A 20,349-nucleotide genomic window follows, 5' to 3' on the forward strand; every position below is an offset into this window, starting at 1 on the left:
TACTGGACACCACTGCATCCGCCCGTGCCGGGGTCGTGTGCAGTGCTGCGCGACAGCGGATGCGGGCCATTTCGGAAGGAAGTCCCCGATGTCCGCATTAGCGATCGACTTCACCGGGCCGTTCGAAGATGCCTTCAGCAAATTGCTGTCGTTCATCCCGAACCTGCTCGGCGGTCTGGTCATCCTGGTGGTCGGCTACTTCGTCGCCAAGGTGCTCGGCAAACTCGTCGGCAAGTTGCTCGGCCGGGTCGGCTTCGACCAGTGGATGGACAGAGCCGGGGTCTCGGGTGTGCTGCAACGGTCGGGCACGGGGCTGACCGCGTCGGCGATGCTGGGCAAGGTCGTGTTCTGGTTCGTGTTCCTGATCAGCTTCACGATGTTCGCCTCCGCGCTCGGCGTACCGGAGATCTCGAACTTCATGAGCGACATGCTCGGCTACATCCCGCGGATCTTCGCCGCCATCGTGATCGTCTGCCTGGCCGCGCTGTTCGCGAACTTCCTGGCCGCGATCATCCGGGGTGCCACCGGCAACGAAACCCTGGCCAAGGTCGGCCGGTACGCGATCCTCGTGTACGCCGCCTTCGCCGCGCTCACCCAGCTCGGTGTCGCCGTCCAGCTGACCGGCAACACGCTGCTGATCGTGCTGGCGGGTGCCGCGCTGGCCCTCGGTCTCGCTTTCGGCCTCGGGGGCCGCGAGATGGCCGGTCGTGCGCTCACCACGCTGTTCTCCCGCGAGAACATGAACAAGCCGGTCGCGGACCCGAATGCGATGGGTTCCAACGGGACGGCCAACGGTACGGCGGCGTACCCGACGCAGGGTGAGTACCAAGGTAACTACCAGGGCAATTACGGCGACGGCTACCAGCCGCCCGCCCAGCCCCCGGCACCTCCTGCGCAGCCCGAGCAGCACCCGGCCGCGCACAGCTCCGGCAACTGGTCCAACGGAACCCCGCCGAACGGCACCTGGCAAGGCGGTCAGTAATCACCTGGAGGTGATGGTCCCGCAATAGCTGACAGTTCTCCTCAGGCGGGCGGCAGATCCAGATCGGGTCTGCCGCCCGTCGCCTGTTCCCCTGCTGTGTTCTTCGCTGGGGATTACTGCTGAGGCGCGTCTGGGCCGGCGCGGCGGACGTCTTCTACTTTGGTCATCGCGTCGCGGAGGTCGGACAGCCAGCTCTCGCTGTGCTGGGCGACCAGCTTGACGCACCAGCCCAGTGCGTCGCTGCGGGAACGGGCGACGCCGGCGTCGACGAGGGTGTCGAGCACCTGGCGTTCGGGCTGCCGGAGCCGGGTCATCACCGGCGCGGACAGCGAGGTGAAGACGGTGCGGGTCTCGCCGCAGCGCACACCCCACGCGACCTTCCGGCGGGTGGCGTGCTCGAGTTCGCGGGCGATCTCGATCCGGTGCTCCCGGGTGTCCTCGCGGAACTGCTTGATCCGGCCGTCCTCGGCGGCGGAGCGCTCGGCGGCGCTCACGTCCTTGTTCTGCTCAGGTGCGGGGATCCGGCCGACGATCAGGATCTCGTCCCGGTCGATCGACAGCTCGGTCTCACCCTCGAACCAGGCGCCTGGCAACCGCCCGGTCAGCCAGCCCCGCACCTTCTCCTGCTCGGTCTGCGTACTCATGTAATCATGATTACACCGAAGCAGTCCCAGCTCAAACTACTCAGTGATACTGCACGGTGTACGCCGCGTGCGCCTCGCCCTGGGACAGTCCCACGTTCGAGACACCAATCACCAGCGTGTGCCGGGTGACGTCGTTCCGGTACGTCACGTACGTCGTACCGGCCGCGCCTTCCGCACCGATCCGGGTCCAGTGCGACCCGCCGGTGGCGCCGACCTTGCGCAGCGCCTGAGCGGCGGCCGGCGTCGCGTAGTACGCCGTCCACTTGGTGTCTCCGCGGCCCCACGCGCGGACCAGGTTGTCCGACCACTGCACCGCGTTCCACGCCTGCGGTTCGCCGCTGAACTTCGCCGTGTACGCCGCGTGCCAGCCGTCCGCCGCGCGCAGACCGACGTTCTGTACGCCGATCGTCAGGTTCCCGCCGCGCGCGTCGTCGTGGTACGTGACGTAGATCGTGCCCGCGGCGCCCTCGGTGGAGACGCGCCGCCAGTGGATACCGCCTGGCGTCGCCTGTCCGTAGAGCGTGTTCGCGGTGGCCGTCGAGGCATAGCAGTTCGCGGTCGCGGTGTCGCCGGTACCCCAGGCCCGCACCAAGCGGTCGGCATACGCCGCCGCGGAAATGTTCGTCGCAGATGTCAGCCGGCTGCAGCTAGCGGCCGTTGTCGTGCCGGCGTTGGCCGGCGTGGCGCCCGTGAGCACCAGCGGCGCACTCACCGCGAGCGCCGTCGTCGCGCCAAGACCCATAATCCTTCGAATCATCATCGACCTCCCGAGTGGATGTGGTTCTACTGGTGCGACGCCATATCGCACTCGGGAGTTTGCGGACGGCGATCCTGAGACACGGCTGCAACACACTAGGCAGCTGGCGACGGCGCGAACGCGGCACGTAGCCGCGCCTGCGCGCCCGCCCCGGCGGCCGTGTGATCCAGCCCGAGCAGAGCCGCCCCGACAACAGGCGGTACGTCGACCACTCGCGGAACCGCCTTCGGCGCGACATTCGCGAGCAACCTGGTGACGCGATCCAGCAGAACCGAATGACCAGCCGTCAGCACTCCACCGCCCAGAACGACGGTCACGGGCTCAGTGAGAAGCTCCAGCCGTCGCAGCGCACTGACCGCCATCGCGACGATCTCCTCGGCCTGCTGCTGAACGATGCCCAGGGCAACTGTATCGCCGGCGGCCGCGACCTGGAACAGCACCGGCACCGCCTCCAACTGCCGATCGTCCGGCAGGTCACCGAAGTGAAAGGCCTCGATCACCGCGGTCAACGACGCCATCCCGTAATGCGCCGGCAGCGCGGACAGCAGTGCGGTCGCCGGCCCCCGTTCGTCGTCGGCCCGCGACGCCGACCAGAACGCCTCCTCCGCTAGCTGCGCACCACCACCCCAGTCCCCGGTGACCTTCCCCAGCGCGGGGAATCGCGCAGTACGACCGTCCGGCAGCATTCCGGAGCAGTTGATCCCGGCACCGCACACCACGGCCACACCACGCGGTTCGTCCACTCCGGAGCGCAGGAGCGCAAAGGTGTCGTTGGTGACGTACACCGACTCCGCCCACCCGTGCCGCTCGAACACACTGGTGAGCTGTTCGACCTCGATGGGCAGGTCAGCGTTCGCCAGGCACGCCGAGATCTGCTGCACGAGCGGTACGTCGCCAACACGCAAACCAGCCGCTGCGGCCGCTGCGTCGACCAATGGCAGCAGTCCGGCCACTGCGGCATCCGCTCCGATCTTCTGCGGCTCGAAACCACCGCCCCGCGCCGTACCGAGGACTGTGCCGTCCGTGGCGACCAGTGCGACGTCGGTCTTGCTGTTGCCGGCGTCGAAGGCGAGGACTCCGCCCGGGACTAGCGTGCCCACGGCAGGTACGCCTTGTTGTGCGCGAGCAGGCGGTCGGTCAGCTCCTGTGCGATCGAGATCTGCCCCACGAGTGGATGCGCCAGCAGAGCCTTGAACACCCGCTCCGATCCACCCTTCACCGCAGCCTCCAGCGCCAGATCCTCGTACGCCGTCACGTGCGCGACCAGTCCGGCGTACAAGGGCTCCAGTGGCGCCACCGGCTCCGGCGTCGCTCCCTCGGCGCCGACCGTGGCCGGCACTTCAATGACAGCATCGTCGGCGAGGAAGGGGAACGTGCCCTTGTTCAGTGTGTTCACCACTTGGACGTCACCGGTGTTGTTGAGCAGTGACGAGGCCAGTGCGACCGCTGCCTCTGAGTAGTACGCTCCGCCGCGCTTCTCGAGCAGTGCGGGCTTCTCGTCGAGCTGCGGGTCGGCGTACATGTCCAGCAGTTCCTTCTCGAGTGCGGCGACCTCAGCGGCCCGAGAGGGTTTGGTGAGCAGCTCCTGCACCACAGCGTCGTGCGCGTAGTAGTAGCGCAGGTAGTACGACGGTACGACGCCCAACTGCCGCACCACGTCCGACGGGAGCATGAGGTCGTCCGACAGCTCGCTCAGGTGCTCGGACAGCAGTTTGGGCAGTACGTCCTCGCCGTTGACCCGGACTGCACGCTCCCAGGTGAGGTGGTTCAGCCCGACGTGGTCGAGCGACACCTCCTCCGGCGTGACCCCGAGCATCGCAGCGAACAGGCGCTGGAACCCGATCGCGACGTTGCACAGGCCGACTGCCTTGTGCCCGTGCGACAGCAGCGCCCGCGTGACGATCCCCACCGGGTTGGTGAAGTCGATGATCCAGGCGTTCGGATTGGTACGCCGTACCCGCTCGGCGATGTCCAGCACGACCGGGACCGTCCGCAGTGCCTTGGCGAGGCCACCTGCGCCGGTCGTCTCCTGCCCGACACATCCGCACTCCAGCGGCCACGTCTCGTCCTCGTTGCGCGCAGCCTGCCCGCCGACCCGCAGCTGCAGTAGTACGGCGTCCGCGCCGTCGATACCCGCATCCAGATCGGACGTGGTGATCACGCGGCCCGCATGTCCTTGTTTCGCGAAGATCCGCCGAGCCAGACTGCCGACCAGCTCGAGCCGATCAGCCACCGGGTCGACCAGCACCAGCTCCGACACCGGCAACGTGTCCCGCAACCGCGCGAACCCGTCAACAAGCTCAGGCGTATAGGTGGACCCACCACCAACGACAGTCAGCTTCATCCCTTGACTCCTGTCAGTGTGACGCCTTCTATGAAGGCTTTTTGGGCGAAGAAGAACAAGATGATCACTGGGGCCATCACCAGGAGGGTGGCTGCCATGGTGAGGTTCCAGTTGGTGTGGTGCGCGCCTTTGAAGGACTCCAGGCCGTAGCTGAGGGTCCAGGCGGCCGGGTTCTCGCTGGCGTAGATCTGTGGGCCGAAGTAGTCGTTCCAGCAGTAGAAGAACTGGAAGAGGGCTACGGCAGCTATGGCGGGCTTTGCCATCGGTAGGACGATGCGAACGAGTGCCTTGAACTCACCGCAGCCGTCCACCTTGGCAGCGTCCACGTAGTCCTTCGGGATGGTCAGAAGGAACTGCCGGAGCAGGAAGACCGAGAAGGCGTCGGTGAACGCCATCGGGATGATCAGCGGCCACAGCGTCCCGGACAGGTGCATCTGCTTGGCCCAGAACAGGTACATCGGCACGATCACCACCTGCGGCGGCAGCATCATCGTGGAGATCACCAGCATCAGTACGACGTTCCGGCCGCGGAACTTGAACCGGGCCAGGGCGTAGGCGACCGGGATACTCGACAACAACGTCAGCGCTGTCCCGAGTCCGGCGTACAGCAGGGTGTTCTTCCACCAGGTCAGGAAGCCGGGTGTCTCCCAGACCGTCCGCAGGTTCTCCCAGTGCCAGGTGTCCGGCCACAGGTTGCGAGTGAGCGCCTGCTGGTCGCTCATCAGTGCAGTGAGGAAAATGAACACGAACGGGAGCACGAAGAACAGTGCGGCAGCGATAGCGAGTGAGTGCACGCCGACCCAGTTCAAGAAGCGGGTACGCCGTGCAGTGCGGGCGGCGGGCGTCAGCGTGACAGGTGACTCCAGAGCGGTCGCGGTCATGCCGCCGTACCTCTTTCACTCATCGAGCGCATCAGGAACGCGGTGAACACCATCGCCAGGGCGAACAGCACGAGGGCGATGACAGATGCTCCGCCGGTGTCGAAGCGCTGGAAGCCCAGGTGGTACACGAGTTGCGGCAACGTCAGCGTGGACTTCTCCGGGTACCCGGGCTCGAACTGTTGCCCGGAGCCACCGATCACCCCGCTGGCGACCTTCCCGGCCACCAGCGGCTGCGTGTAGTACTGCATGGTCTGGATGACGCCGGTGACGACTGCGAACAGCACGATCGGCGAGATGTTCGGCAGCGTCACGAACCGGAACCGCTGCCACGCGCCGGCCCCGTCCAGCGACGCCGCCTCGTACTGCTCCTGCGGTACGTCGAGCAGCGACGCCATGAAGATCACCATCAGGTCGCCGATGCCCCACAACGCGAGCATCGTCAGCGCGGGCTTCGACCAACTCGGGTCGTTGAACCACCCGGGCTGGGGCAGACCCAGACTGCCGAGGATGTTGTTGACGGGACCTGTGCCCGGGTTGAGCAGGAAGGCGAACGCCATCGTCGCCGCGACCGGCGGAGCCAGGTACGGCAGGTAGAACGCGGTCCGGAAGAACCCGGCGCCGGTCTTGACCTTGGTGATCAGCATCCCGATGCCGAGGCCGAACAGCACTCGCAGCGTCACCATCACGACGACCAGCCAGAGCGTGTTCCGCAGCGCCGGCCAGAAGAACGGGTAGTCGGTGAAGACGTACTGCCAGTTCTTCAGACCCGTCCAGGTCGGCGGCGTGAACCCGTCGTACTTCATGAAGCTGAAGTAGACGGTGGAGATCAACGGGTACAGGAAGAAGACGCTGACGCCGATCAGCCAGGGGGACAGGAAGGCGACCGTGCGCAGCGATTCCCTGCGTTGCTTCTGCCGGAGCGTCGTCATTTCGCCTGGGCCAGGTCTTTGTCGATCTGCTGGTCGGTCTTGGCCAGCCCGGCGGCCAGGTCGGTGACCTTGCCGGCCTCGTAGGCGTAGCCGAAGTCCTGCAGCGTGAGCTGGTACGCGCCGCCGTTCGGGCTGGCCGGTGTCGTGCTGCTCTTCGGGTGTTGCGCGATACCGACGAACGTCTTGACGTCAGCAGTGAGCTTCGGCGACTCGAGCGCAGCCAGTGTGGACGGCACATTGTGGATGGCGTTCGCGAAGTCGACCACGGCGTCGGTGTCGGTGGTCAGGAACTTCACCAGTTCCCACGCGGCGTTCTGTTTCTGGCTGGTGCTCGCGATACCGATCACCGTGCCGGACAGGTAGCCCTTGCCGTAGCTGTCGGCTTGCTCGTCCGGCACCGGGAACGGCGCGACACCGATGTCGAACTTCACGCCGGCCTCGCGGGCCATCCCGAGCCGCCACTCGCCGTCCATCGTCATCGCGACCTGTCCGGTGTGGAACGGGTTCTTCGCGCCGAACTCGTCACCGAACGTCGCGCGGTACTTCTCGAGCTTCGCGAACCCACCGAGCTGGCCGACCAGCCCTTTCTGCCAGGTCAGCATGCTCGAGAACGCGGGATCCTTGGCCAGGTTCGACTTGCCGTCGGGCGTGAAGTACGTCGGGTTCCAGAGCGCTGCGAAATGCGAGGTGGTCGACTCGTAGCCGTGGAAGGTCGGCATGAAACCGAGCTGGCTGTAGCTGTCGCCCTGGGTCTTGGTCAGCTTCTTCGCGACCGCGTCGAACTCGGACAGCGTCTTCGGCGGCGCGGTGATCCCGGCCGCCTTGAACGCGTCCTTGTTGTAGTACAGGCCGTAGGCGTCGTTCAGCAGCGGCAGGGTGCAGCGCTTGCCCTGGAACTGCGTGTAGTCCTGCAGCGGCTTCGGGAACGTCTTGTCCAGCTCGATCCCGGACTTGTCCAGGAACGGTTTCAGGTCGCTGAACACGTTCGACGCGCAGAACGTCCCGACGTTGTCGGTGGTGAACGAGGACACCACGTCCGGCGCGTTCGAGCCGCCGGCCCGCAGCGCCTGCTTGATCTTGTCGTCGTTGATGTTGCCGACGACGGTCACATGGATGTTCGGATGCTTCGCCTCGAACGCCTTGACCCCGGCGTCGATCGCGGCCACCTCGGACGGTGCGCTCCACCCGTGCCAGAAGGTGATGGTGACGTCTTTCGTGGCATCGTCGGTGGCCTGCGGTGCGTTCGAAGTGCCGGTGCAGGCCGTCGCCAGAAGGGCGACCGCGGCGGTGCCGATGGCGGCACGGGTCAGGCGTTGCATCCGTTCGTTCTCCTAGGTGATAGGTGGACCAGCGGTGTCGAAGACTTCGTCACGGGTGGTGCTGAGGGCGGACTGCAGTGCTCCGGAGAGCACGGGATCGGTGCTGATCGCGGTCATCAGCAACTGCGGCCGGGGTACGGCGAGATCGGCGAGCTCGTCCTGGACCAGGCCCCGCAGGCGTTCGCCACCGGCGGTGATGACGCCACCGGCGAGCACGATCAGCTCGGGGTCGACGACCGCGACGATCGCGGCCAGACCGACCGCGAGCCGGTGCGCGAACTCCGTCAGTACGGCGTCACCCGCGCCCTCGGTCTGCAGCGCGGCGGCGATCGCGGCTTCCGGCGTACGGGCCTTCAGGCCGTGTTCACGGGCGAGTTCGAGGACCGGTTCGCCACCGGCGAGTTCCTGGAAGCCACCGGCGTTGTTGCGGCCGACGTTGCGGACCAGCGGCGTACCGGGCAGCGGCAGGAACGCGACCTCGCCGGCGCCGCCGGTCGCACCGCGGTGCAGGCGGCCGTTGATCACGATCGCGGCGCCGATGCCTTCCTCGCCCCACAGCAGCACGAAGTTCGCGTGTTCCTGGGCATGGCCGACCCGCTGTTCGGCGATCGCGGCCAGGTTCACGTCGTTCTCGACCTCGAGCGGTACGGCGATCGCGGCGGCCAGCTCCTCGAGCAGGTGCGGGGCGTGCCAGCCGGGCAGGTGCGTCGCGTACCGCAGCCGGCCGGTGGTCGGGTCGAAACCGCCCGGTGTCCCGATCGAGACCCGGTGCAGCCGCTCGCGGTCCAGGCCCGCCTCGCCGGCCGCACCGTCGACGGCCTTCACCACCCGGTCGACCGTGCCCTTCGCGCTGCGGCCCGGCGTGGCCAGCTCGTAGCTGCCGACGACGTTGCCGGTGAGGTCCGCCACCGCGGCCCGGATCCGGGCCGGGGTGACGTCCAGGCCGGCGACGTACGCGATGTCGCCGTTGATCTCGTACAGCTGCGCGTTCGGTCCGGGGCGCCCGGCCGACGTACCGCTGGCGCGGACCAGGCCGGCTGCCTCCAGTCGCGCCAGCAACTGCGACGCGGTCGGCTTGGACAGGCCGGTCAGGTTGCCCAGTGTGGTGCGGGAGAGCGGGCCCTGGCTGAGCAGCAGGTCCAGGGCGGCGCGGTCGTTCATCGCGCGCAGCAGGCGCGGCGTTCCGGGTGTCGTTGCCATGTGCCAACCCTGCCTCCCTTCGCCGCCCGCGGGTACTCGCCGCGCTGATCTCGTGAACTGTTAGGAAAGTTTCCTATTAACGCGAGACCGTACGGCGGACTTCGGCGGGTGTCAATCGGCTGCGGTAGGTTAGGGTTGCCTAACTATGTCGACTGGGGAGCTTTTGAGGCGGGCGATTCGACGACACCGTGGGCGGATGACTGTGGGAGTGTTGGTGCTGTCGTTGCACCAGGCCACCGAGGCCGCGGTTCCGGTCGCTATTGGTGTCTTCGTGGATCGCGCGGTGTCCACCGGGCGGGTGCAGCCGCTGGTGTGGTGTGTGCTGATGATGATCGTGCTGTTCGCCGTGCTGTCGAACGCATGGAAGACCGGTGCGCGACAGGTCGTGTGGGCGATCGAGTACGAGACACACCTGCTGCGGTTGGAGATCGCGCAGCGCGTGCTGGATCCACGCGGCCACCGGACCGGTCTGCGGTCGGGCGAGCTGCTCTCGATCGCGACGTCCGACGCGGAGAAGGCCGCGCTGGTGATGCGGGCGGTCTCGATGGGTGCAGCCGCGTGTACGGCGTTGATCGTGTCCTCGGTGTCGCTGCTGTTGGTCGACGTACCACTGGGGCTCGGTGTGTTGATCGGCGTACCGCTGCTGGTGCTGGGGATTCAGGCGCTGTCGCCGCTGTTGACCCGCCGTACGTCGAGCCAGCAGGAGGCGGTGGCGCAGACGACCGCACTGGCGACGGACCTGGTCAGTGGGCTGCGGACGCTGCGCGGTATCGGGGCCCAGCACAGCGCGGCGGACCGGTACCGGCGTTCCAGCCAAGCGACGCTGAAGGCCACGCTGCGGGCTGCGTCGACGAACGGGTTGCAGGACGGGGTGACGACCGCACTCAGCGGTCTGCTGCTCGCAGCGGTCGCTGGAGTGTCCGGCTGGTTTGCTCTGAACGAACGGATCACGATCGGCGAGCTGATCACTGTGGTCGGGCTGGCGCAGTTCGTGGCCGAACCGGTAGGGACGCTGGGGTACGCGAGCCAGGTACTCGCGATGTCACGGGCGTCCGCCGCGCGACTCGCCTCCGTGCTGTCTGCACCGCCTCATGCCGTCACAGGCACGTCTACTGCCATCGACTCGAGTCAGCCCGTGTTGACGTTGCAGTCCGTTTCGCACGGCACGCTGTCGGCAGTGGACCTCGTCCTCAGGCCAGGTGAGTCAGTCGGCGTCCTCTGCTACGACCCACGCGACGCGGACGCTCTGCTGACGGTTGTTAGTGGGCGAGCGCCTGAGCACACTGGCTCGGTGCTGGTCGGTGGCACTGCTCTCGAAGAGCTGGACGTCGATCTGGTACGGCGCACTGTGCTGCTGGAGCGACACGAGACAGACCTGTTCGAGGGAACGCTGCGCAGCAACCTCCTGGCCGACACCGGACTGGAACGCGTGATGACCGCAGCCGGCGCAGCAGACCTGATCGACGACTTGGACCGCCCGCTCGCTGACCGCGGGCAGTCGCTGTCCGGTGGGCAACGTCAACGACTCGGTCTGGCCCGTGCACTCCTGGCCGAGCCGCCGCTGCTGGTGCTGCACGATCCGAGTACGGCGGTCGACGCGGTGACCGAGGAGTTGCTGGCGGAAGGTCTGGCCGAGGAGCGCGCCGGGCTGACCACGCTGGTGCTGACCAGTAGCCCGGCGCTGCTCGGGAAGATGGACCGCGTCGTGGTCATCGACGACGGCAAGGTGGTTGCTGAGGGCATCCACTCCGAGCTGGCCGGGTCGGACCCGGTCTACCAGGAGGCGGTGCTGCGATGAACCTGCTGCCGATTGCGGGTCCGCGGGTGACGTGGGCCGTTCTGTGGCGAGAGATTCGGCGGCTACCGGTGCTGTCCGCTGTCGCAGCTCTGGTGATCACCGGCGCCAGTGCGGCCGGTCTGGTCGCACCGTGGGCGCTGGGTGTGCTGATCGACAACATCGGCGACAAGTCGGTCATCGTGCGCGTGGTGCTGCTCATCGCGCTCGCGGCGGTGCTGGCCGGTGTCCTGACTGCTCTGGGCGTGACACTCGTGGCGCGAGTCGGTGAGACCGTGCTGGCGCGCATCCGTGAGCAGGTGCTCGATCGGGTGCTGCAGCTGCCCGCGCCGGTGCTGGAGAAGGTGCGGACCGGTGACCTGCTTTCGCGGGTGGGTGACGACGTGGCGTCGGTCGCGTCCGCGCTGACCGAGGTCGGACCTTCGGTGCTCGGTGCGACGCTGACGATCGTGCTGACCGCAGTCGGGATGTTCGCGCTCGACTGGCGACTCGGTCTGGCGGGACTGCTCGCCGTACCGATGCATTTCCTGGCGCTGCGGTGGTATCTGCGGCGGTCGGCGCCGTACTACAAGCAGGAACGCGTGGCGATGGGGGAGCGGTCCGAGGCGATCATCGCGTCGTTGCGGGGGAGCGCGACGGTCCGCGCGTACCGGCTCGAGGATCGTCAGCTGGCGAAGATCGGCGAGACCTCCGGGACGGCGCGGGACATCTCGATCACGGTGTTCCGGCTGTTCAGCTTCTTCTCGGCGCGGATCAACCATGCGGAGTTCGTCGGCCTGACGGCGATCCTGGTGACCGGGTTCTTCCTGGTCCGGGAGGACGCGGTCAGCGTCGGCGCGGTGACCGCCGCGGCGTTGTACTTCCACCGGTTGTTCAATCCCGTGAACGTCGTCCTGATGGAGTTCGACCAGATCCAGACGGCGGCCGCGGGGCTGTCCCGTCTGGCCGGCGTACTGGAGATCGAGCCGGCTGCCGAACCACCGGCGAGCCCGGACCCGGTTGACGCGTCGCTGGAATTGCAGCAGATCGGTCATCGGTACGACGGTCCTGAGGTGCTCACTGATGTGGCATTGCGCCTAGAACCAGGCGAACGGGTCGCACTGGTTGGTGCGAGTGGAGCTGGGAAGACAACGCTGGCGGCGATTGCCGCCGGTGTGCTTGCGCCGTCTGACGGCGCGGTGCGTCTCGGTGGGGTCGACGTACGCGAGCTGGGTGAGGAGCGCACTCGCCAGCAGGTCGCACTGCTCAGCCAAGAGGTGCATGTCTTCTCTGGAACGCTGATGGAGGACGTGCAACTGGCACGACCCTCCGCGACAGCTGGAGAAGTAGAGGCGGCACTGGAACGGGTTGGTGCGCTCTCGTGGGTACGTGCTCTGCCAGAAGGGCTCGAGACGGTTGTGGGGGAGAACGGTCACCCGCTCACCGGTGCGCAGGCGCAGCAGCTTGCCTTCGCGCGTCTGGTGCTCGCTGACCCGCCAATCGCCGTACTGGATGAGGCGACTGCGGAAGCGGGTAGTGCGGGTGCTCGTGAGCTGGAGCGTGCCAGTGCAGCCGCCACCGCCGGCCGTACGACGCTGGTTGTCGCGCACCGGTTGACTCAGGCCGAGCAGGCGGACCGGATCGTCGTACTGGAGCAGGGTCGTGTGGTCGAGTCGGGGACCCATGCGGCGTTGCTGGCCGACGGTGGGCGGTATGCGCAGCTGTGGCGGAGCTGGACCGGTACGTCTACGCCTGATCTGCCAGGAGGGCGAACGACACCAGCCAGTGTGTCGACATGAAGTCCCCCTCGGTGACAGTTGGCAGCACTGCGGCGACCTGACGATCCGCGCCGGCCTTGAGCACCTCGGCCACGTCAGGCAACGCCGGTGCGAGTGTCCTGAGCTGCCACGCCCTGCTCAGCGCCAGCCCGGACAGATGCGCCAACTGTCCATCACCAGAGTCGTCAGTGACTGGTACCTCCAGCAGATGCTGGTCGGCACCCAGTCCTGGAAGGAAAGCAGCCAACCAGGTACCGAACTCCTGCTCAGGTAGTACCCGACGCATCAGCTCGGCCTCGCTCAGCGCCGGTGACAGGAAGTCCGTCCCGGACGGCTCGAAGCGAGTGTCGTACGCCGTGTCCGCTCCGAACCACTCCAGCGCCCGCGTCCTGATCGCGTCGACCACATCAGCACGCCCGAGCTCGTCGTACGCCTCCAGCAACAGAGCCAAAGCGAACGCCGAGTTGAGATGTACGCCGTGCCGCACCGGGTACACCTGCTTCGGCAACCAGGCCAGGACGAGGTCCGCGATCACCTCGCCCAACGGGACGAGCGCGTCCGCCCACTTCGTCGTACGCCCGGCTGCGACCAGCATCGCCGCCCACGCCCAGCCGTACGGACGCTCGTACGACGGCCGCTCGCGCAGATACCTCACCTCGGTCGCGATCGCCGCCGGCGTCAGCCGCTGATCCAGTACGTCGATAGGGCGCCGGCCGACCTGATCCGGCGCCATTGTGAGCAACCGGACCAGGGACCACTGCATGTGCACGCTGGAGTGCCAGTCGTAGGACCCGTGGAAGGCCGGGTGCAGCCGATCAGGGGTCACGTCGACGTCGTCCGGGCCCTGCGACGCGTGGCCGGAACCGTACGGGTACGGCGTTTCGAGAACCTCGCAGGCGATGGTCGCCCAAGCGGCGTACTCCACGTACTCCATGGGACTCCTCAGAAGGCGAAGAAGTACATCAGGACGATGTTGCAGGCCAGCAGGGGTACGGCGGTCGGGAGCTGCGCCTTGATCGGGCCGTACTGATCTTTCATCTGTAGCAATGCGGCCGGCACCAAATTGAAGTTGGCGGCCATCGGCGTACACAGGGTGCCGCAGAAGCCGGCCAGCATGCCGACCGCGAACACGGTCGCCGGGTTGCCGTCGAACTGCTGCACCAGCAGCGGCCAACCGACCGCGGCCGTCATCACCGGGAACGCCGCGAACGCGTTGCCCATGATGATCGTGAAGATCGCCATCCCGATGCAGTACAGCGCGACCGCGGCGATCAGCGAGCCCTTCGGGACCAGGTGATCGGTGATCCGGCCGACCGCCTTGCCGACCCCGGACGCGTTGAACAGCAGGCCCAGCGTCGCCAGCATCTGCGGCAGGATCGCCGCCCAGCCGATGTGCTCGAGCAACCGGCGTCCCTCGTGCAGCGGCACCGCGGGGGACTTCGGTCGGAGCAGCACCATGCCCAGCATCAGCGCAAGGATCGAGGCGACGCCGAGGCCGATGATCGTGGCGGACCCGGACTGCAGCAGCAGCGTGCCGTCACCGAGCTTCACCTTGGCGAGCCAGGCCCCGAAGATCGCCGCGACGACCGGTATCACCAGCGCCGGCAGGAACAGCTTGTTGCCGAACCGGTCGGCGAGGTGCTTGCGCTCGGCGGGCGGCGTCGTACGCTCCTCGCCCTTGCCCGGGAAGCCGGTGCCGGCCAGCACGGCCAGACCGATGACCGCGATGCCCAGCAGCCAGGCCGGTGCCCGTTTGTCGACCACGAAGGTGCCATAGCCGAACGAGACGCCGAGAATGCCCCAGAACGCGGCGCTCCCGACGCGCTTGGGGTTGCTGCGGTCGTTGAGCACCTGCAGCGCGATCAGTACGAAGAAGATCCCGCACAGCCAGTAGAACCACTCGACCTTGATCATCGCGCGGCCTCCTTCGCCGCCGCCCGCTCCTCGGCGGCCAGCTTGTCGAGCTGGCGGTCCAGCAGCAGCAACCGGGTGCCGTGGATGAGCAGCGCGCAGATGCCGGTCGGGATCGCCCAGAGCGCGATGTCGATCGCCTCCAGGTGCAGCCCGTACGTCGTGTCGACGAACCCGGTGATCAGCAGGATCGAGCCGATCGCGACGAAGATGTCCTCACCGAAGAACAACCCGACCGTATCGGCGCTGGCCGCGAAGCCCTTGATCTTCTCCTGGACCGTGTCCGGGAGCTTGCCGTACCGGCGTTCCGCGGCGCCGGCGGCCATCGGATGGATGAGCGGGCGGACCGCCTGTGCGGGACCGCCGATGCTGGTCAGGCCGAGGGCCGCGGTGCCCTGGCGGATCAGCAGATAGATGGCCAGCAGGCGTCCGGTGGTGAGCACCTTGAGCTTGCTGATCAGCTTGCGGGCCTGGTGCTGCAGGCCGTAGCGCTCGACCAGCCCGATGACGGGCAGCGTGACGATGAAGACGGTGACGGATCGGCTGCCGGCGAAACCGTCGCCGAACGCGTTCAGGATCTTGACCGGAGACAGGCCGCCGATCAGGCCCGCCACGATGCCGGCCGCGGTGACGACCAGCATCGAGTTGATCCGGAGGGCGAACCCGACGACCACCACCGCGATTGCGAGCAGAACCCACATGGTTCCTCCCGGGGACGGAACGGTGTGACTGGGGGAGATGTTCCGCTCACCTTAAGGATTGTTGAACGATCCTGCAATGGATCATTCGAACAAATCGTCGGCAGCACGCAGTAACGCGCCGTGACCACGGGGGTCCCGGCGCGTCGGCGTCGTACTGCTGGAGGAGTTAGGGGAGTCGCCAGTCCACCGGCTCGGCGCCCTGCTCGGCCAGGAGCGCGTTGACCCGGCTGAACGGGCGCGACCCGAAGAACCCGCGGTCCGCGGACATCGGGCTCGGGTGCGCGCTCTCGACGTACGGCGTGCTGCCGAGCATCGGCTTGAGCGTCTGGGCGTCGCGGCCCCAGAGGATCGCGACGAGCGGGCCACCGCGGTTCACCAGCGCGTGGATGGCCTGTTCGGTGACGGACTCCCAGCCCTTGCCGCGGTGCGCGCCGGACTTGCCCGGCTGCACGGTCAGCACTCTGTTGAGCATCAGCACGCCCTGGTCGGCCCAGGGCGTGAGGTCACCGTTGGACGGCGCCGGTACGTCGACGTCCGCCATCAGCTCGCGGTAGATGTTCGCGAGGCTTCGCGGGATCGGCCGGACATCGGGCGCCACCGAGAAGCTGAGACCCACCGGGTGTCCTGGTGTCGGGTACGGGTCCTGGCCGACCACCAGCACCTTCACCTGTCCCAGTGGCCGGTGGAACGCGCGCAGCACGTTCTCCCCAGCCGGCAGATAGGCCCGGCCCGCGGTGATCTCGCCGCGCAGGAACTCACCCATCCGCGTCACCGTGTCCTCGACCGGGGCCAACGCCTCGGCCCAGTCGGGCGCCACCAGATCCGCCAACGTCTTAGGACTCACCCGCCACAGTCTCGCAGTACGGCGACCTGCGCTGCACCCCGGGTAGTCGCCCACTGTTCGCGTGTCGCTCAAACGCTGGTATTACTACGCCCTGTACAAAGGTGGCGGCCCCGCAGAGTATGAGTCTGCGGGGCCTTCGCTATGGGGTGGAGAGGCGCCGGAGTGCCGCGGTGTAGCGGCCGGCCGCGTAGCGCTGGGCAGTGCGGGTCATTGGACCGGCCACGCGGGTGTACCAGGTCGCGGGGCGGCTGTAGGCACGGACAGTGGCGTGGACACCGTCGGAGTCGCGGGAGACGACGAAAGACTCCTCACCGGCCTCCGGGTGCCCTTGGAGCGTTCCGTACGCGAAACCGACCCGATCCGGCTCGTCGACCGTCCAAACCACACGGCATGGCACCGGTACGCCGATCCGCCCGAGTGGCGCGAGAGTCCGGAGTCGGCCGATCAGGATTCCCGGGCCGAGCCGCGCCAGCGAGTTGGTGCCCACCTGTGGTGGCGTGTCCGTCGCCGTCATGGGTAGCCCTGCGGCCCGGTGCATCCGCCACGTCATCAGCGCCTCGGCGGCACGGGTGAACACCTCGTCCCCGTCCCCGATCCGCTCGCGGTGCTCCAGACGGTGGTAGCCATCGGGAGTCTCGTCGTACTGCGTGGCTCCCACGATGTCGTACGTGAACTCAAGCCCCGCCAACTCATCCAGCGTCACGAACTCTCTCCCTCCGCATGGCCAGCACGCCACACAACCCGAAGCCAACCGCATTCGCCACGCCATGTGTGGCAACCATCCACTCCAACGGCAGGTACGGCGTGTCGACCACGTGTCCCAGTGCCCAGCTGACTGCCAACAGCATCGTGATCACCAACACAGACCCCGACACCACCAGCAGGATCGCCGTACTCCGGTCCGCGCGTCGGGAACGCCGCCAGAGGTTCCAGCCCACCAGCCACATACCTGTGGTCAGTACGACGGCTCCTGCGAGTTCCACCGCGTCGCCGAGGAAGAACCCGAGCAGAACGATCCCAGTACCCAACGGCACACTCACGGCCGCTAGCCCGTCCGCAGCGAGGTAGGCCATCAGGGCGGCAGCGAAACCCGCGAAGTGAAAGTGTGCGACCGTCAGCGACAGCACCGTGAGGTTGAACCCGAACAGCTCGTACGACGATCGCTCGGCGACCAGTGCGAGCGCGGCGATCGACGGAGTGGCCAGTGCGGTGTAGAGAGCGACGCGCCACGCGCTCAACCTCCTGTGCTGCCAGAAGTGCCGCGCGGCCAGTGTGATCAGGACGACCGTGCCGGCGAGGTAGATCGAGGCCAGCACGATCGAGACCGCACCACGGGGCAGCCAGAGCGCTACTACCCCTGGAACGGCGAACGCGAACCACCAGCGGGTGCTGGTGGTTCGCGTCGGGAGCAGGGTGAGGCCGAGGGGTACGACGATGAGCATGCCCAGGCTCACCACCGCGTGGACCAGGACGGTCAACTACTCTTCAGGCCGCTCGTGTTGTCCGACTTCAAAGCGTCGAAGAGCGCCTTGGCCTTGGCGGTGTCCCACTTCACGGCGACACCACGTCCGTGGCCGAGTTGGTAGTTGTCGTCCGCGATCGGCACGGTCAGCGTGACCCCACCGCTCCCGGAGATCGCCCTCATACCGCGCGCGAACCCGATGAAGTCGAACAGGCTCATGTCCTTGTCGACGGTCAGCGCGTCCACGCCCTTGGTCGCGACGTTGTAGTAGCGGACCGGGTTCAGGAACGTCGTCGGCGAGCTCGCCTTCTTCGCGACCGCACCGACCATCTGCCGCTGCCGCTCGACCCGGCCGAAGTCGTTCTTGCCGTCCGCGTGCCGGGACCGCACGTACCCCAGCGCCTTGACGCCGTCGAGGTCCTGGCAGCCGGCCGGCAGGTCGATGTGCGCCTGCTGGTCCTTCATTGCCTTCGGCAAGCACATGTTGATCCCACCGACGCTGTCGATCACCGACGCGAAGCCGCCGAAGCCGACCTCGACGTAGTGGTCGATGCGCAGACCGCTGACGTTCTCGATGGTCTGGATGAGCAGCGCCGGGCTCTTGTTGAACGCGGCGTTGATCTTCTGCTTGCCGCTGGTGCCGGGGATGTTGACCGCGCTGTCGCGCGGGATGCTGACCAGCACGGTCGGACCGGACTTCGGGACGTGCATCAACATGATCGAGTCGGTCCGCGCCGGGCCGGCGTTGCCACCGGTGTGCAGGCGGGCCCGGTCGGCGCGGCTGAGGTCCTCGCGGGCGTCCGACCCGACCATCAGGTACGTCGTCCCGGAGGTCTCGGCCGGCCGGTCACCGGTCGGCATCGCCTCGATCTTGTCGATCCGGCTCCACGCGTAGAGCGGGACCGAGATCAGCATGAGGACCAACAGCAGGACGATCAGTCCGACGGTCCGGAGGAACCAGTTACGCCGCTTCTTCGGGCGTCGCGGCGGCGACGGGTTCGCGTATCGCGGGTCGATGGGCTGCGTTTCACTCATGCGACGACCGTATCGGTGTCCGGCCTCCGAACACGTCACCCCACTGAATGGTTTTACACGTCGGAAAGTCGATGGCACCTCCTTCAAAGGGAGGAAATCCGTCCCGAGAGCGAACCAGACCGCCGGAACGCGACCGGCGACATCCCAACCCTGGCGGCGAACAGGCGGCTGAAGTACGCCGGATCGTCGTACCCGACACGCCGGGCGACCACGGCCACCGGCAGGTCTTCCTCGGCGAGCAAAACCTTTGCGTTGCTGAGTCTGGTGCTCAGCACGAGTTCATGCGGAGTTGAACCTGTGGTACGGCGGACGGCATCGCGCAGCTCCTTCACGGTGAGACCGAGCTCACTGGCGTAGTCCTGAACGCTCATTGGCGTACTGGCGAGCTCAGCGAGCTGTGCGGCCACGTCGCCACCAGATGGAGCTCCAGCCTGACCGATCACGTCGTACAGCGCCCCGGTGAGTTGTACGGCGCTGTGTTGGGTGCTGACGCGGAGCAGGCGAGTGAATGCGCGGTCGACCGGACGTGGGTCGGCGTACCGGCGGACTGGTTGGTTGACGTCGAGGTGGCCGAGTGACGTGAGCGCTGCGGTCGCAGGGCCGCTGAACAGTGCCCACGCCTGCCGCCAGCGCGATGCGGGTCGGTAGCCGTGAATGACGCCGGGGAACAGCCAGAGCATCGCTGGTGCGCGTACTTCGTGCAGTTCACGGTTAGGGCCGTGCAGCAGGTGGCCGCGTCCCTCTTTGAGCCAGACGAGCGCGTGGCAGCCGAGAGCGCGTTCCGGCGCGGCTTCCGGGCCGTGTGTTTGCTCACCTGCGCCGAGGCAGAAGAGTCCAAGTTGGCGCTCTACAGCTCCTGGAGTCAGGTAGATCGACCAGTTCTGCACGTCACAAGAGTCCAAGGAGCCGACCGCACGTGTCCATTCCGCTGGTCGGCGTACGCCGGTGGAATGGTGGTGTGCTGACGTCGAACGGATACGTGCTGGAAGAGCATCGGCTGGGTGAACTGGTCGCGGTGCCTGAGGAGGAACGTGGCGATCGGGAGCGGCTGCGGTCCCGGCTGCAGCGGGACGGGTACCTGTACCTGACTGGGCTGCTGGATCCGGCGGTGGTACTGCAGTTCCGCGAGTACTACTTCCGACTCACTGGGGCCGCTAGCGACAGAGCGTCGTACCGGAAGGTGCTGTTCGAGGAGGTCGTGCCAGGGCCGGAGTACGCCGCCTTCTGTGCGCAGCCGGCGTTGAAGGGCTGGTTCGAGTGGTTTCTTGGTGGTGAACCGTTTCTGCACCGGCGGAAGATCATCCGGCAGACGGCGCCGGGGGAGAACGGCATCGGTACGGCGACCCAGGCGCACTACGACCTGGTGTACCTGCGGGGCGGCAGTGACCAGGTGTTGTCGGCCTGGATCCCGCTCGGCGACTGCCCGGTCAGCCTCGGCGGACTGACGTACTTGGAGCGCAGCCACCACCGCGTGCTCGAGGAAGAGGCCGCTGGGCGACTGAAACGCCCCGCAGCATCGATCACCGCGGACCTGCCCGCTCTCGCGACGGAGTACGACGCCAACTGGCTGGTGGCCGACTACGCGGCCGGAGACGTGGTTGTCCACACTGCACACACAGTCCACGCCGCACTGGACAACGTGTCCGCCGAGATGCGGCTGTCGACCGACATCCGGTACCAGCGTGCCGACGACGCTGTCGATGCGCGTTGGCAGAACCACTGGCACGACCGGGACGGGCTCTGACATTCGCTAATGACAATCATTTCGGTTAAGGTGCTCCGGAAGCG

General features: G+C 67.2%; 20 protein-coding genes. 4 read left to right on the top strand and 16 right to left on the bottom strand.

The features are described from left to right. The first annotated feature begins 88 nt into the window (after positions 1 to 88). Positions 89 to 982 (top strand): mechanosensitive ion channel family protein, encoded by an 894-nt coding sequence (locus AC0662_RS13690; protein ID WP_452199010.1) that lies wholly within the window; start codon positions 89 to 91, stop codon positions 980 to 982. 113 nt (positions 983 to 1,095) lie between these two features. Here the strand turns inward: AC0662_RS13690 and AC0662_RS13695 are convergent, their stop codons facing one another. The 8 genes from AC0662_RS13695 to AC0662_RS13730 form a co-directional block, all read right to left on the bottom strand. Then, on the bottom strand, positions 1,096 to 1,626 hold the full coding sequence (locus AC0662_RS13695) for a hypothetical protein (protein WP_452199008.1): 531 nt from the start codon (positions 1,624 to 1,626) through the stop codon (positions 1,096 to 1,098). Positions 1,627 to 1,666: 40 nt separating this feature from the next. After that, positions 1,667 to 2,383 carry a hypothetical protein gene (locus AC0662_RS13700; RefSeq protein ID WP_478300681.1) on the bottom strand — a complete coding sequence of 239 codons (717 nt, stop codon included), beginning with the start codon at positions 2,381 to 2,383 and terminating at the stop codon, positions 1,667 to 1,669. A gap of 95 nt (positions 2,384 to 2,478) precedes the next feature. Then, complete coding sequence (locus AC0662_RS13705; protein ID WP_478300683.1) at positions 2,479 to 3,483, bottom strand: N-acetylglucosamine kinase; 1,005 nt, start codon at positions 3,481 to 3,483, stop codon at positions 2,479 to 2,481. Then, positions 3,471 to 4,727: a 6-phospho-beta-glucosidase gene (locus AC0662_RS13710; protein WP_478300685.1), complete on the bottom strand. Its 1,257-nt coding sequence runs from the start codon at positions 4,725 to 4,727 to the stop codon at positions 3,471 to 3,473. The genes AC0662_RS13705 and AC0662_RS13710 overlap by 13 nt, the downstream gene beginning before the upstream one ends. Continuing rightward, positions 4,724 to 5,608, bottom strand: a complete 885-nt coding sequence (locus tag AC0662_RS13715; protein WP_478300687.1) for a carbohydrate ABC transporter permease — start codon at positions 5,606 to 5,608, stop codon at positions 4,724 to 4,726. The genes AC0662_RS13710 and AC0662_RS13715 overlap by 4 nt, the downstream gene beginning before the upstream one ends. After that, positions 5,605 to 6,537, bottom strand: coding sequence for a carbohydrate ABC transporter permease (locus tag AC0662_RS13720; protein WP_478300689.1), 933 nt, complete (start codon positions 6,535 to 6,537; stop codon positions 5,605 to 5,607). Before AC0662_RS13720 ends, AC0662_RS13715 begins: the two co-directional genes overlap by 4 nt. Further along, a complete protein-coding gene (locus tag AC0662_RS13725) occupies positions 6,534 to 7,856 on the bottom strand; it encodes an ABC transporter substrate-binding protein (RefSeq protein ID WP_478300691.1) in 1,323 nt (440 codons plus the stop codon). Before AC0662_RS13725 ends, AC0662_RS13720 begins: the two co-directional genes overlap by 4 nt. Positions 7,857 to 7,868: 12 nt before the next feature. Then, positions 7,869 to 9,056 (bottom strand): ROK family transcriptional regulator, encoded by a 1,188-nt coding sequence (locus AC0662_RS13730; protein WP_452198994.1) that lies wholly within the window; start codon positions 9,054 to 9,056, stop codon positions 7,869 to 7,871. Between the two features lie 196 nt (positions 9,057 to 9,252). Here AC0662_RS13730 and AC0662_RS13735 point away from each other — a divergent pair, with 196 nt between their 5' ends. Further along, positions 9,253 to 10,854, top strand: a complete 1,602-nt coding sequence (locus AC0662_RS13735; RefSeq protein ID WP_478300693.1) for an ABC transporter ATP-binding protein — start codon at positions 9,253 to 9,255, stop codon at positions 10,852 to 10,854. Then, positions 10,851 to 12,629: an ABC transporter ATP-binding protein gene (locus tag AC0662_RS13740; RefSeq protein ID WP_478300695.1), complete on the top strand. Its 1,779-nt coding sequence runs from the start codon at positions 10,851 to 10,853 to the stop codon at positions 12,627 to 12,629. Before AC0662_RS13735 ends, AC0662_RS13740 begins: the two co-directional genes overlap by 4 nt. Here the strand turns inward: AC0662_RS13740 and AC0662_RS13745 are convergent. The 8 genes from AC0662_RS13745 to AC0662_RS13780 form a co-directional block, all read right to left on the bottom strand. After that, positions 12,577 to 13,542, bottom strand: a complete 966-nt coding sequence (locus AC0662_RS13745) for a DUF2891 family protein (protein WP_478300697.1) — start codon at positions 13,540 to 13,542, stop codon at positions 12,577 to 12,579. The two genes, AC0662_RS13740 and AC0662_RS13745, sit on opposite strands and share 53 nt — an antisense overlap. 8 nt (positions 13,543 to 13,550) lie before the next feature. Continuing rightward, positions 13,551 to 14,522: a DUF979 domain-containing protein gene (locus AC0662_RS13750; RefSeq protein WP_478300699.1), complete on the bottom strand. Its 972-nt coding sequence runs from the start codon at positions 14,520 to 14,522 to the stop codon at positions 13,551 to 13,553. Further along, positions 14,519 to 15,220, bottom strand: a complete 702-nt coding sequence (locus tag AC0662_RS13755; protein ID WP_478300701.1) for a DUF969 domain-containing protein — start codon at positions 15,218 to 15,220, stop codon at positions 14,519 to 14,521. The genes AC0662_RS13750 and AC0662_RS13755 overlap by 4 nt, the downstream gene beginning before the upstream one ends. 166 nt (positions 15,221 to 15,386) lie before the next feature. Beyond that, positions 15,387 to 16,064, bottom strand: a complete 678-nt coding sequence (locus AC0662_RS13760) for a uracil-DNA glycosylase (protein ID WP_452198983.1) — start codon at positions 16,062 to 16,064, stop codon at positions 15,387 to 15,389. Positions 16,065 to 16,203: 139 nt separating this feature from the next. Then, positions 16,204 to 16,767, bottom strand: a complete 564-nt coding sequence (locus AC0662_RS13765) for a DUF1990 family protein (RefSeq protein WP_478300703.1) — start codon at positions 16,765 to 16,767, stop codon at positions 16,204 to 16,206. Then, entirely contained in the window at positions 16,754 to 17,542 is a 789-nt protein-coding gene (locus tag AC0662_RS13770; RefSeq protein WP_478300705.1) for a YndJ family protein, read from the bottom strand. The genes AC0662_RS13765 and AC0662_RS13770 overlap by 14 nt, the downstream gene beginning before the upstream one ends. Continuing rightward, positions 17,539 to 18,561 (bottom strand): LCP family protein, encoded by a 1,023-nt coding sequence (locus tag AC0662_RS13775; protein ID WP_478300707.1) that lies wholly within the window; start codon positions 18,559 to 18,561, stop codon positions 17,539 to 17,541. Before AC0662_RS13775 ends, AC0662_RS13770 begins: the two co-directional genes overlap by 4 nt. An 83-nt stretch (positions 18,562 to 18,644) precedes the next feature. Beyond that, positions 18,645 to 19,448: a helix-turn-helix domain-containing protein gene (locus AC0662_RS13780; protein ID WP_478300709.1), complete on the bottom strand. Its 804-nt coding sequence runs from the start codon at positions 19,446 to 19,448 to the stop codon at positions 18,645 to 18,647. A gap of 29 nt (positions 19,449 to 19,477) precedes the next feature. On the opposite strand from AC0662_RS13780, the gene AC0662_RS13785 reads away from it, so the two are divergent. Continuing rightward, the gene (locus AC0662_RS13785) at positions 19,478 to 20,305 is read left to right on the top strand and encodes a phytanoyl-CoA dioxygenase family protein (protein ID WP_478300711.1); all 828 of its coding nucleotides are present in this window, start codon (positions 19,478 to 19,480) and stop codon (positions 20,303 to 20,305) included. Positions 20,306 to 20,349: the final 44 nt, after the last annotated feature.

The sequence above is a fragment of the Kribbella sp. NPDC043289 genome, from assembly GCF_056436705.1.